Source organism: Phenylobacterium sp. (assembly GCF_031360265.1).
In the GTDB taxonomy this organism is placed as follows: domain Bacteria; phylum Pseudomonadota; class Alphaproteobacteria; order Caulobacterales; family Caulobacteraceae; genus Phenylobacterium.
Genome location: NZ_JANMBF010000168.1, coordinates 24,077 through 35,067, shown reverse-complemented (window position 1 = coordinate 35,067; position 10,991 = coordinate 24,077). Strand labels below are relative to the sequence as shown.

Here is a 10,991-nt window from a genome sequence, read left to right as displayed (position 1 = left end):
CCCCCCTCCCGCCCGCCCCCCGGGGGGCGGTGGTTTTGTTGGGGGGGGGGGGGGGGGGGCGCCGGCGCCCCCCCTCCACACCATCACCGTAATTCCCTGCTATGCCCACACATTCGCGACAGGCTGCAATCTTGCACCGGCGCGGCATCTGATCCTCTATCTCAGCCGGGGTCGCTGGAGTCGCGGCCGGGTGGGGTTGGTGGCGATGTTCCGACTGGAAAATGCTCAGAGTCTCGTGGGCGTCGCGCTGGCCATCGGCATCTGCTGGGCGCTGTCGGAGAACCGCCGGGCGTTTCCCTGGAAACTGGCGATCGGCGCGGTGCTGGTGCAGGCGGTGCTGGTGCTGGCGCTGTTCGGCCTGCCGGCCCTGCGCGCCGGATTGCACGGCGTCGGCCACGCCGTCGACGGGCTGTCGGCCTCGACCCAGGCCGGCGTCGCCTTCGTCTTCGGGTTTCTGGCGGGGACTCCCAACCAGCCCTATGCCGTGACCGATCCGGGCGCGTTGTTCGTCTTCGCCTTCCGGGTGCTGCCGGTGATCCTGGTGGTCTGCGCCCTGGCCGCCCTGCTCTGGCACTGGCGGATCCTGCGCTGGATCACCCAGGGCTTCGGTATCGTCTTCGAAAAGACCATGGGCCTGCGCGGGCCGCCGGCGCTGGCCACCGCGGCCACCGTCTTCATGGGCCAGGTCGAGGGCCCGATCTTCATCCGCTCCTACCTGCCCAGCCTGTCGCGCTCGGAGTTGTTCATGCTGCTCGCCGTCGGCATGGCCTGCGTCTCCGGCTCGACCATGGTGGCCTATGCGACGATCCTCAAGGACGTGCTGCCGAACGCCGCCAGCCACGTGCTGACCGCCTCGATCATCTCGGCCCCGGCCGGCGTGCTGCTGGCCCGCATCCTGGTGCCCAGGCTGGCCGAGGCCGAAGTCACCGTGGAGCTCCGGCCGGAGGAGGACAAGGTCTACGAGAGTTCGGTCGACGCCCTGATCAAGGGCGCCGGCGACGGGCTCTCCATCGTCCTCAACGTCGCCGCCACCCTGATCGTCTTCGTGGCCCTGGTGGCCATGGTCAACGGCATCTTAGGGCTGCTCGGCGACGTGCGCGGCGCGCCGGTGTCGGTGGAGCGGCTGCTGGGTATTGTCTTCGCCCCGCTGGCCTGGTCGCTGGGCATCCGCTGGGCCGACGCGCCGACGGCGGGCTCGCTGCTCGGCGTCAAGCTGGTGCTGACCGAGTTCACCGCCTTCATCCGCATGGCCGCCATCGCGCCCGGCGTCATCGACGACCGCACCCGGGTGATCATGACCTATGCCCTGTGCGGCTTCGCCAATATCGCCTCGGTGGGGATCAACGTCGCCGGCTATTCGGTGCTGGCGCCCGAGCGGCGGACCGAGATCATCGGCATGGTCTGGAAGGCGATGATGGCCGGGTTCCTGGCCACCTGCCTCACCGCCTCGGTGGTCGGCGTCATGCCGAGCGAGCTGTTCGGACGCGAACCGACGCCCAGGCCCGCGCCGGTTCTCGCGCCAACGCTGGCCCCCAACCCGGCCCCCGCGACAAGGGCGACGCCATGAAGCTCTACGACACGCCTCTGGCGCCCAATCCGCGCCGGGTCCGCTGGGTCATGGCCGAGAAGGGCGTCGAGGACATCGAGGTGGTGACGCTCAGCCTGATGAACGGCGACCAGCGCCAGCCGGACTATGTGGCCAAGACCGGCCTGCCCCTGGCGCCGGTTCTGGAACTCGACAACGGGACCTGCATCGGCGAGTCGCTTGCCATCTGCCGCTATCTGGAGAGCCTATACCCCGAACCCAACCTGTTCGGCCGGACGCCCGAGGAGACCGCGATCATCGAGATGTGGACCCGCCGCGCCGAGCTGATGGTCGCCCATCCGCTGATGATGGGCGTGCGCCACACCCACCCGGCCATGGCGGCGCTTGAGCAGCAGGACCCGGCGCTGGGGCAACGCAGCCTCGCGGCCGGGATCGCCGCCTTGGGCGTTCTCGATCGCCAGCTCGAGAGCCGCGCGTGGCTGGCCTGCGACCGGCTGACGATGGCCGACATCGTCGGGTTTATCGGCCTCGACTTCGGCCGGATGATCAAGCTGCGCGCGCCGCAGGACCTGACCCATGTGGGCCGCTGGGCCCAGGCCATGCGCGAGCGACCTGCCGCCAGGGCCGGGATGCCGGCGCCCGCAGGCTGAGGGGCGGGCCGGGGCCGCGGCCGCGGGCGGCGCTCTTCAGGCCGCCGCCGCGTGGACCTCGGCGATCAGCTCGAGCGAGCGGATGCGATGCGCCAGCGAGGGGCCGGTGGCCAGCACGAACACCTCGTTCGCGCCGGCTTCGCGGGCCTTGGCGGCCAGCCGGGCGTGGACCGTGACGGCGTCCGCGGCCAGCGTCCGGCTCTCGACCATCCCCAGGACGGGCGTCCCGGCATAGTCGCCCAGGAATGCATCGGCGCTGGCCTGATCGCGGAATCGCCGCCGGTGGCCCGACAGCATGGCGACGTTGCCGGCGCGCCGCTGGGCGTCCTCGCGCCACGCCTGCTCGGCGGTCTCCGCGGCATAGGCGATCAGCGCGATGCCGGCCCAGGGTTCGGCGCGGAAGGCGGAGGGCCGGAACGCCTGGCGGTAGGCCGCCACCGCCGGGCCGCCGTCGGTCCGCGCGATGAACTCGGCGAACACCATGCCGACGCCCATCGCGCCGGCGAAGGTCGCGCTCTCCTGCGAGGTGCACAGTACGAAAACGTCCGGGTGGGAGGGCCCCGACGGGTTGGCGTGGATGTCGCGCAGCGGATGCGCATCGTCGATCGGGGCCGTGCCGGCGGCGTCCAGCAGCCAGCTGGTCAGCAGACTGAAATACTGCGGAAAGGCGTCCGAGCCCACCGATCGCAGGGCGCCGCCGGTCCGTGCGTCGGTCCCCAGCGCGCGGCCGAGTCCCAGGTCGATGCGGCCGGGCGCCAGGGCCTCCAGCTCCATGAACACCTCGGCCACCTTCAGCGGCGAATAGTTGACCAGCATCACGCCGCCGGATCCGAGGCGGATGGTCTTGGTGGCCTGGGTCAAGGCCGCGATCAGGATCTCGGGCGCGGGCGAGCCGAGGCCGGGAATGTTGTGGTGCTCGGCCAGCCACAGCCGGTGATAGCCCAGCCGCTCGGCGGCGCGGGCAAGTTCCAGGGTGTCGCGGACGGCCTGCGCCTGGGTCGCGTCGCCGGTGACGGGAGAGAGATCGAGGGCCGAGAGGATCATGGCCGCCGATGTGGGAGCGCGCTCACGTCTCGTCCAGGTATTTCCAGGTGTCGGCCCCATCGAACGCTCGGACGCCGATGCCGGCCCAGTCCAGTCCCTCGATGATTCGCGCATTGATCGCCATGCGTTCCTGGGTCCCGTCGAGGCTCTGCCAGTGGGTGGTCACCCCGCAGGCGCGGCAGCGGTGGAACGCCAGCATCCGGTCGCCCCAGACGTAGGGCTGCGTCGAGCCCGGCTTCGGCAGGCCCACCTCGGCCGGCGAATAGTAGGCCCAGCGCGCGCCCAGCCGGCGGCAGATGGAGCAGTTGCATTCGGTCACCGTATCCGGCGCCGTGGGCGCGGTCAGGCGCACGGCGCCGCAGTGGCAGGCGGCCTCGATCATTGGCGTCTCCTCATCCGTATGGGGAACGACGCGCGCGGCGCTGTCCAGAGCGGATATTTAGGGCCGCGGCCCGGTTTTCTTCAGCACCGAGGAGAAACTCATCATCGGCTCGCCGCCGGCCGAGGCGTTGGCGATGATCCCGCGCACGAAGATCATGCTGCGGCCAGCCTTCACCACCTCGCCGGTGCATTCGACGAGGTCGCCGACGCCGCAGCTGCCGACGAATTCGCCGTTGAAGGTGGCGGTGACGCTGGGGCCGGTTCCCAAGGCGTCGCGGGCGATCCAGAACAGGGAGAAGTCGGCGAAGGTCATGACGCAGCCGCCATGCATGAACTGGCCGCCGTTCATGTGCTTGGCCTCGGCGCGGAACGCACAGACGCGCCGACCGTCGTCATCGACGCGACAATAGAACGGCCCGGCCAGATCCTCGAACGGGTCGCCGCCGGGATAGTACGACCAGCCGGCCCATTCGCCCTCGGTGACCACCTGGAGCTTGGAAGCGTAGTTGCTCTCGGTCTCGATTTCGCCGCCGTCCATGTTCACAATCTGTTCTGGCTGGTCTATGGGTGGACCTCTCAAAGCATGAGGGCGTGTCATGGGGAAGGGTTCGCTGTTGCAGCGATTGGGATTGGCGCGCAAGCCGCCGCTCATGATCGCACAATTCCGGGAACAGGTGATCGAGGAGGTTCTACGCCGGCAGCCGGGCGCCGACCTCGAGCGCCTCGGGGACAGCGACCTCAAGGGCCCGAGCGGTGGCGAGACGGCGCTCGGGCGGGCCTATGCCTACTACCGCGAGACGCCGCGTGAGCGAGAACTCGTCATTGGTCAGGTCGCCGACCTCGTTCTTCACGAACCAGGAAAGGCCACGCCGGATGAGTTGATGGTGCTGGTCCGACCACACAGCTTTCTGGCCGGCTCCGAAGGCGAAACGGACAGGGGGTTGGCTCGGTCGCTACCGGCAGGGCTGATTGCGGTCGTGGCTGTCGACAAGCCTGAGAGGTACGAATTTCCAATGGCGAGCGAGTTGCGCGACGATCTCGGGCTGAGTGACGCTGAGATCTGGGCGCGCGCCGAAGCCAATTTGCTCACGCGCGTAAACATGACCCCGCCAAAGGCCCGGACGGGCGTTCTGATGGGGATCAAGACGGATATAGGGCTCGCGTCCAGCTTGCTGACCGTGGATGCGTTTTGGGAGCATCCGCACTTGGCTTCGCTGGGCGACCTCGTCGTCGCGCCGGTGGAACGGGATGAGTTGGTCGTCGTCCCCGCCGATCAGCCCGAACTGGTCCACGCCCTGCGGAATCTCGTAGCGAGACGGGACAACTCCAACTTTCTTTGCGACCGACTTTTGCTGCGGCGGAACGGGGCCTGGGAAGATTTCGAATAGGGGCTCGCCAGAACACGGAGCCGATGATCTGGCTTGGACGCCATCGCGGCCGACGCGCTATAGGTCCGATTGAATCGACCGCCGGCCCTCAACGCGAACGGACACCCATGAAACGCGCCGCCATCGTCTCTCCCATCCGCACCGGCGTCGGCAAGTACCTGGGGGCCCTGTCGGACATGACCGCTGGCGAACTGGGCGCGGTGGTGCTGAAGGCGCTGGTCGAGCGCACGGGCATCGATCCGCACCGCATCGACGACGTGATCTTCGCCCAGGGCTACGCCTCGGGTGAGGCGCCGTGCATCGCGCGCTATTCGGCGCTGGCGGCGGGCCTGCCGATCGAGGTTCCCGGCTACCAGCTCGACCGGCGCTGCGGCTCCGGCCTGCAGGCGGTGATCGACGCGGCGATGATGGTGCAGACCGGCGTGGCCGACGTGGTGATCGCCGGCGGCGTCGAGAGCATGAGCAACGCCGAATACTACACCACCGACATGCGCAAGGGCGCGCGGGCGGGCTCGGTGACGATGCACGATCGGCTGGCGCGCGGCCGGGTGATGAGCCAGCCGGTGGAACGCTTCGGGGTGATCACCGGCATGATCGAGACCGCCGACAACCTGGCCCGCGACTATCAGATCAGCCGCGAAGCCTCGGACGAATACGCCGCCATGAGCCACCAGCGCGCGGCGGCCGCCTGGGCGGCGGGCAGGTTCGATGACGAGGTGGTGCCGGTCTCGGTGCCGCAGAAGAAGGGCGATCCGATCATCTTCGCCAGGGACGAGGGCGTGCGCGCCGACGCCACGGCCGAGAGCCTCGGCAAGCTGCGGGCGCTGGAAAAGGGCGGGGTGGTCACCGCCGGCAACGCCAGCCAGCAGAATGACGCCGCCGCCGCCTGCCTGGTGGTCGCCGAAGACAAGCTTGAGGAGCTGGGCCTGGAGCCGATGGGCTGGTTCGTCAGCTGGGCCGCGGCCGGCTGCGAGCCGTCGCGGATGGGCATCGGTCCGGTTCCGGCGGTCAAGCGGCTGTTCGAGCGCACGGGCCTGGGCTGGGACGATATCGACCTGGTGGAGCTGAACGAAGCCTTCGCGCCGCAGGTGCTGTCAGTGCTGAAAGGCTGGGGTTGGGACGAGCGCGACAGGCTCAACGTCAACGGCTCGGGGATCAGCCTGGGCCACCCGATCGGGGCCACCGGCGGGCGCATCCTGGCCAACCTGCTGCGCGAGTTGAAGCGCCGCGACGGTCGGTACGGGCTGGAGACCATGTGCATCGGCGGCGGCCAGGGCATCGCCGCGATCTTCGAGAGGGCGTAACTTGGCCCTCGATGCTGAAACCCGCGAGCAGCTCCTCGACACCGTCGCCCGGTTTGTCGCTGAGCGGCTGCGGCCGCTGGAGGCCAGGGTCTCCGAGGACGACGCGATTCCCGACGACGTGCTGGCGGAGATGAAGGCGCTGGGCCTCTACGGCCTGTCGATCCCGGAGGCCTATGGCGGGCTGGACCTTTCCATGGAGGACGAGTGCCTGGTGGCCGTCGAGCTGGGCCGCACCAGCCCGGCGTTCCGCTCTGCCTTCGGCACCAATGTGGGCATCGGCAGCCAGGGGCTGGTGATGTTCGGGACCGAGGCGCAGAAGCAGAGGTACCTGCCGGGCATCGCGTCCGGCGAGATCATCACCTCCTTCGCGCTCACCGAGCCGGAGGCGGGCTCGGACTCGGCCAACGTCCAGACCCGCGCGGTCCGCGACGGCGACGCCTATGTGCTGAACGGGACCAAGCGCTACATCACAAACGCCAACAAGGCCCACCTGTTCACGGTGATGGCGCGCAGCGATCCGGCCAAGCCGGGCGCCGGGGGCGTCTCGGCCTTCCTGGTCGAGCGGACCTTGCCGGGCGTCTCGGTCGGCAAGCCTGAGAAGAAGATGGGCCAGCAGGGCGCCCACATCTGCGACGTGATCTTCGACAACGTCCGGGTCCCGGTCGAGAACCGGCTGGGGGCGGAGGGCGAGGGCTTCAAGGTCGCCATGCAGGTGCTGGACCGCGGGCGACTGCACATCTCGGCGGTCTGCATCGGCGTGGCCGAGCGGCTGATCAAGGACTGCGTGGCCTACATGGGCGAACGCAAGCAGTTCGGCCAGGCGCTGAGCCAGTTCCAGTTGCTGCAGGGGATGATCGCCGACTGCAAGACCGAGAGCCTGGCGGCCAAGGCGCTGACGATGGAGACCGCCCGCAAGCGCGACGCCGGCCAGAGCGTCACCATGGAGGCCGCGGCCGCCAAGTACTTCGCCTCCGAGATGGTCGGCCGGGTCGCCGACAAGGCGGTGCAGATCTTCGGCGGCGCGGGGTACGTCGCCGACCACGGGATCGAGCGGCTCTATCGCGACGTGCGGATCTTCCGCATCTACGAGGGCACCAGCCAGATCCAGCAGGTGGTGATCGCCCGTGAGACCCTGAAGCGGGGCGGGTGAGAGTTGAATATCGAGATTAGCTAAGCTAGATTAGCTAACATGGTCGTCGCCAATATTCACAACGCCAAGACCAACCTCTCGAAGCTGATCGAGCGGGCGGAGGCCGGCGAAGAGGTGGTCATCGCCCGAAATGGCAAGCCGGCAGTGCGCCTGACGCCAATCGAGGCCAAACCGGACATTCCACGCCGGCCGGACGGCCTGCCCGCCTGGATGGGCTCGCTCAAAGGGCAGATTTCGTACGGGCCCGGCTTCGATACTTCGGACGAGGACATTCAACGGTCCTTCGATGAGAGCAGGATCTTCCCGTGGGAAGATGACGGGCCTTGAAGGTCCTGTTCGATACGCATGTGCTTCTTTGGTCCATGGACGACCCTGAGCGGATCGGTCGCGAAGCCCAGGCGGCGCTGCGAAACGATATAACGGGCGTCGTCATCAGCGTCGTAAGCCTCTGGGAAATCGCCATCAAACGCCGGCTCGGCCAGCTCGCGACGCCAGACAATCTTCCCGCCCTCGTCGTGCGGATGGGTCACGAGGTGCTTGGTGTGAGCGCTGAACATGCCTGGCATGTCCGGACCCTCCCGCTGCATCACCGCGATCCGTTTGACAGGCTTCTGGTCGCCCAGGCGCAACTCGAAGGTTTGCCGCTTGTGACTCACGACCGCGAACTGTTCGACTATGACGTCAGGATCATTCGCGCATGAGCGCCCATGTCGAGACCGAACCTGGCGTCGATGACAGCATCGCTGTCATTGCTAGCGTTGCCGTCATATCCTAGTATGGGTCCATGGCGACCCTGACCATCCGCAACCTGCCTGACGAGGTGCACGACGCCCTGCGCCGCCGCGCCGCCGAGCACAGGCGTTCCATGGAGGCCGAGGCGCGGGCGGTGTTGCAGGCGGCTGTGGCGAGCCGGCCGACCGAGGCCGAGCGTGCCCGGGCGTTGGCTGACCTTCAGGCGATGAAGCCCGCCATCAGGAGGGAATTCCCGCCGGACTGGTCGCAGCTCGACGAGGACCTGACGGATGGCCATCTGGAAGGCGCATGGGAGAACGGGTTCGTCACCGACGAGGAGCGCAGATCCTGGGCGGATCGGCTTGAGCGTTTCGAGGTCTGGCCGCGTGACGTCGAAGCCTTTCTCAAGAGCCGCCTGGGCGCGGCGTGACGGTCGTCATCGACACCTCCGCCCTGGTGGCTTTCGTCAAGAAGGAACCCGGCGGCGAGCAGGTCGGCCCGCGGCTCGCGGAGGGCGTGGTCTCGCCGGTGATCCTCGCCGAAACGCTGAGCAAGCTGGCGTCGCAGGGCTTCGACGCGCGATCCATCCGCGACAGACTGTTCACCGCCGGCCTGACGGTCGAGCCCTTTGGACCGGACGATGTTCAGGCGGTCGTCGCCCTAAACACCCTGGCGCGGAGCAGCATCTCGCTCGCGGATCGTTTCTGCCTGGCGCTGGCGATGCAACGGGGCTTGCCGGTGCTGACGGGGGATCGTCCATGGGCGGACCTCGGCCTTCCCTTGCGGATAGAGTTCATTCGATGAGCGCCGACGTTGAGACCGCCATCTTCGATCTGCTGAACGCCAGGATCGCGCCGGGCAAGTCGGTGTCGCCGGAAGAGGTCGCCCGTGCGGTCGATCCCGAGGGGTGGCGTCGGCTGCTGGGTCAGGTCCGCGCCATCGCGCGGGGACTTGCGCGCCAGGGAAAGCTGGTGATCCTGCGGCACAACAAGCCGGCCGACCCGGAGACATTCAAGGGTGTCTACCGCCTGCGGCTGCCGATGCCGCGGGACGCGCCGCCGCCACAAGGAGATGCGCCATGATCATCTACGGATCCTCGATGTCGCCGTTCGTGCGTAAGACCATGGTCTTCGCCACGGAAAAGGGGCTCGATTTCGAGGTGCGCCAGACCGCTGCGCCGGAATTCAAGACCATCAGTCCGTTCGGCAAGATGCCGGGCTTCGCGGACGGCGACTTCGCGATCTCCGACTCCACGGCGATCATCACCTACCTGGACGCCGCCCACCCGCAGCCTAACCTGATCCCCACCGATCCCAAGACCCGCGCGCGGACCATCTGGTACGAGGAATATGGCGACACCATCGTCGCGGCCTGCGGCGGCAAGATCTTCTTCAACCGGGTGGTCTCGCAGAAATTCTTCGGCCGTCCGGGCGACCTGGCGGCCGCCGACGAAGCGCAGAAGACCGAGTTCCCCAGGCTGATGGACTACCTGGAGAGCGTGGTTCCGGCATCCGGGTTCCTGGTCGAAGACCGCTTCACCCTGGCGGACATCGCCGTCGCGAGTCCGCTGGCGACGCTGGCGCTCGGCGACTGCCATATCGAGGCGGCGAAACATCCCAAGGCGGCGGCCTATGTGGCGCGGATCTGGCAGCGCCCGTCCTTCGCCCCGCTGATCGCGGCGGAAAAGGCGGCGCTGGCGGGGTAGGGGCGATCCGCCGCGCTGGCGAACCGTTCTAGTCTTCGCGCATCATGAGCCGCGTCCTCGCCGCCCTTGTCGCCATCCTGCTGCTGGCCGGCTGCACGCCCCTGATGGTGCAGAGGGTCGGCCAGCCGCCGCTGGGCTTTGCCGGTCCGCATATCGAGCGTGACGCCATCGTCAGTTTCGACGGCGCGCGCCTGGGGCTGTCGCAGTGGGACGCCGTCGGCGAGCCCTGGGCCGTGGTGATCGGCGTCCATGGCATGAACGACTACGCCAACGCCTTCCACCTGGCCGCGCCCTGGTGGGCCGCACAGGGCGTGACCACGGTGGCCTTCGACCAGCGCGGCTTCGGCCGCTCGCCGGAGCGCGGCGTCTGGGCTGGCGACGCGCTGATGGTCGAGGATCTGCGCACCGTGGCCGCCTTGGTGCGCCGGAAATACCCGCGCGCCATCCTGGTGGTGGCTGGCGAGAGCCTGGGCGGGGCGGTGGCGGCGGAGGCCTTCGCCTCGGACCGGCCGCCCGACGCCGATCGGCTGGTGCTGCTGTCGCCGGCGGTCTGGGGCTGGCGCAACCAGCCCTTGCCCAACAAGACGCTGCTGTGGCTGGCGGCGAACTTCACCGGCGCCAAGGTCTATACGCCGCCACGCTGGTTGATGTCGAAGGTCAGCCCGACCGACAACCACGAGGAGCTGGTGGCCATGGGACGCGACCCGCTGATGATCTGGGGCGCGCGATCCGATACGCTCTACGGCCTGGTCTCGACCATGGAGCGAGCCTTTGAGGATGTGGGAAGGGGCGGTCCGCCGACGCTCTACCTCTACGGCGCCAACGACCAGATCATCCCCAGGTCCGCGGCGTTCAAGGCCGCCGCCCATCTGCGGCCGACCGACCGCTCGGTGTTCTACGCCCGGGGCTGGCACCTGCTGACCCGCGATCGCCAGGGCCCGGTCGTGTGGAAGGACATCCTGGCCTTCATCCGCGATCCCACGGCGCCTCTGCCGTCCGGAGCGCCGAGAATCCCCACCGCGCCCGCGCCCGGTGCGGAATCGCGCGCCACGGCGGGATGATCCAGGCGCTTCTGGCCTTCCCATTCAGCG

15 protein-coding genes are annotated in these 10,991 nt (G+C 68.5%); 12 read left to right on the top strand and 3 right to left on the bottom strand.

Features of this window, described 5'->3' with window-relative positions:
* Nucleotides 1-205: 205 nt before the first annotated feature.
* Nucleotides 206-1,567: a nucleoside transporter C-terminal domain-containing protein gene (locus tag RMN86_RS15535; protein WP_309606758.1), complete on the top strand. Its 1,362-nt coding sequence runs from the start codon at nucleotides 206-208 to the stop codon at nucleotides 1,565-1,567.
* Nucleotides 1,564-2,196, top strand: a complete 633-nt coding sequence (locus tag RMN86_RS15530) for a glutathione S-transferase (protein ID WP_309606757.1) — start codon at nucleotides 1,564-1,566, stop codon at nucleotides 2,194-2,196. The genes RMN86_RS15535 and RMN86_RS15530 overlap by 4 nt, the downstream gene beginning before the upstream one ends.
* Before the next feature lie 36 nt (nucleotides 2,197-2,232).
* On the opposite strand, the gene RMN86_RS15525 is transcribed toward RMN86_RS15530, so the two are convergent.
* Genes RMN86_RS15525 through RMN86_RS15515 form a run of 3 tightly spaced genes read right to left on the bottom strand, consistent with a single transcriptional unit; the run spans nucleotide 2,233 to nucleotide 4,159 of the window.
* Nucleotides 2,233-3,240, bottom strand: a complete 1,008-nt coding sequence (locus RMN86_RS15525; RefSeq protein WP_309606756.1) for an MsnO8 family LLM class oxidoreductase — start codon at nucleotides 3,238-3,240, stop codon at nucleotides 2,233-2,235.
* 22 nt (nucleotides 3,241-3,262) lie between these two features.
* Entirely contained in the window at nucleotides 3,263-3,622 is a 360-nt protein-coding gene (locus RMN86_RS15520; RefSeq protein WP_309606755.1) for a GFA family protein, read from the bottom strand.
* A 57-nt stretch (nucleotides 3,623-3,679) separates the two neighbouring features.
* Nucleotides 3,680-4,159, bottom strand: coding sequence for a PaaI family thioesterase (locus tag RMN86_RS15515; protein ID WP_309606754.1), 480 nt, complete (start codon nucleotides 4,157-4,159; stop codon nucleotides 3,680-3,682).
* A 58-nt stretch (nucleotides 4,160-4,217) separates the two neighbouring features.
* On the opposite strand from RMN86_RS15515, the gene RMN86_RS15510 reads away from it, so the two are divergent.
* The 10 genes from RMN86_RS15510 to RMN86_RS15465 all read left to right on the top strand — a co-directional run bounded on the left by RMN86_RS15510 (nucleotide 4,218) and on the right by RMN86_RS15465 (nucleotide 10,961).
* On the top strand, nucleotides 4,218-5,009 hold the full coding sequence (locus tag RMN86_RS15510; RefSeq protein ID WP_309606753.1) for a hypothetical protein: 792 nt from the start codon (nucleotides 4,218-4,220) through the stop codon (nucleotides 5,007-5,009).
* A 107-nt stretch (nucleotides 5,010-5,116) separates the two neighbouring features.
* Nucleotides 5,117-6,313: an acetyl-CoA C-acetyltransferase gene (locus RMN86_RS15505; protein ID WP_309606752.1), complete on the top strand. Its 1,197-nt coding sequence runs from the start codon at nucleotides 5,117-5,119 to the stop codon at nucleotides 6,311-6,313.
* Between the two features lies 1 nt (nucleotide 6,314).
* Nucleotides 6,315-7,463: an acyl-CoA dehydrogenase family protein gene (locus RMN86_RS15500; protein WP_309606751.1), complete on the top strand. Its 1,149-nt coding sequence runs from the start codon at nucleotides 6,315-6,317 to the stop codon at nucleotides 7,461-7,463.
* A 39-nt stretch (nucleotides 7,464-7,502) separates the two neighbouring features.
* Nucleotides 7,503-7,790, top strand: coding sequence for a type II toxin-antitoxin system prevent-host-death family antitoxin (locus RMN86_RS15495; RefSeq protein ID WP_309606750.1), 288 nt, complete (start codon nucleotides 7,503-7,505; stop codon nucleotides 7,788-7,790).
* A complete protein-coding gene (locus RMN86_RS15490) occupies nucleotides 7,787-8,164 on the top strand; it encodes a type II toxin-antitoxin system VapC family toxin (RefSeq protein ID WP_309606749.1) in 378 nt (125 codons plus the stop codon). The genes RMN86_RS15495 and RMN86_RS15490 overlap by 4 nt, the downstream gene beginning before the upstream one ends.
* Nucleotides 8,165-8,247: 83 nt before the next feature.
* Nucleotides 8,248-8,625: a FitA-like ribbon-helix-helix domain-containing protein gene (locus RMN86_RS15485; protein WP_309606748.1), complete on the top strand. Its 378-nt coding sequence runs from the start codon at nucleotides 8,248-8,250 to the stop codon at nucleotides 8,623-8,625.
* Nucleotides 8,622-8,999 (top strand): type II toxin-antitoxin system VapC family toxin, encoded by a 378-nt coding sequence (locus RMN86_RS15480; RefSeq protein WP_309606747.1) that lies wholly within the window; start codon nucleotides 8,622-8,624, stop codon nucleotides 8,997-8,999. Before RMN86_RS15485 ends, RMN86_RS15480 begins: the two co-directional genes overlap by 4 nt.
* Nucleotides 8,996-9,277: a DUF3253 domain-containing protein gene (locus RMN86_RS15475; protein WP_309606746.1), complete on the top strand. Its 282-nt coding sequence runs from the start codon at nucleotides 8,996-8,998 to the stop codon at nucleotides 9,275-9,277. Before RMN86_RS15480 ends, RMN86_RS15475 begins: the two co-directional genes overlap by 4 nt.
* Nucleotides 9,274-9,900 carry a glutathione S-transferase family protein gene (locus RMN86_RS15470; RefSeq protein ID WP_309606745.1) on the top strand — a complete coding sequence of 209 codons (627 nt, stop codon included), beginning with the start codon at nucleotides 9,274-9,276 and terminating at the stop codon, nucleotides 9,898-9,900. Before RMN86_RS15475 ends, RMN86_RS15470 begins: the two co-directional genes overlap by 4 nt.
* Before the next feature lie 44 nt (nucleotides 9,901-9,944).
* Nucleotides 9,945-10,961: an alpha/beta fold hydrolase gene (locus tag RMN86_RS15465; protein WP_309606744.1), complete on the top strand. Its 1,017-nt coding sequence runs from the start codon at nucleotides 9,945-9,947 to the stop codon at nucleotides 10,959-10,961.
* Nucleotides 10,962-10,991: the final 30 nt, after the last annotated feature.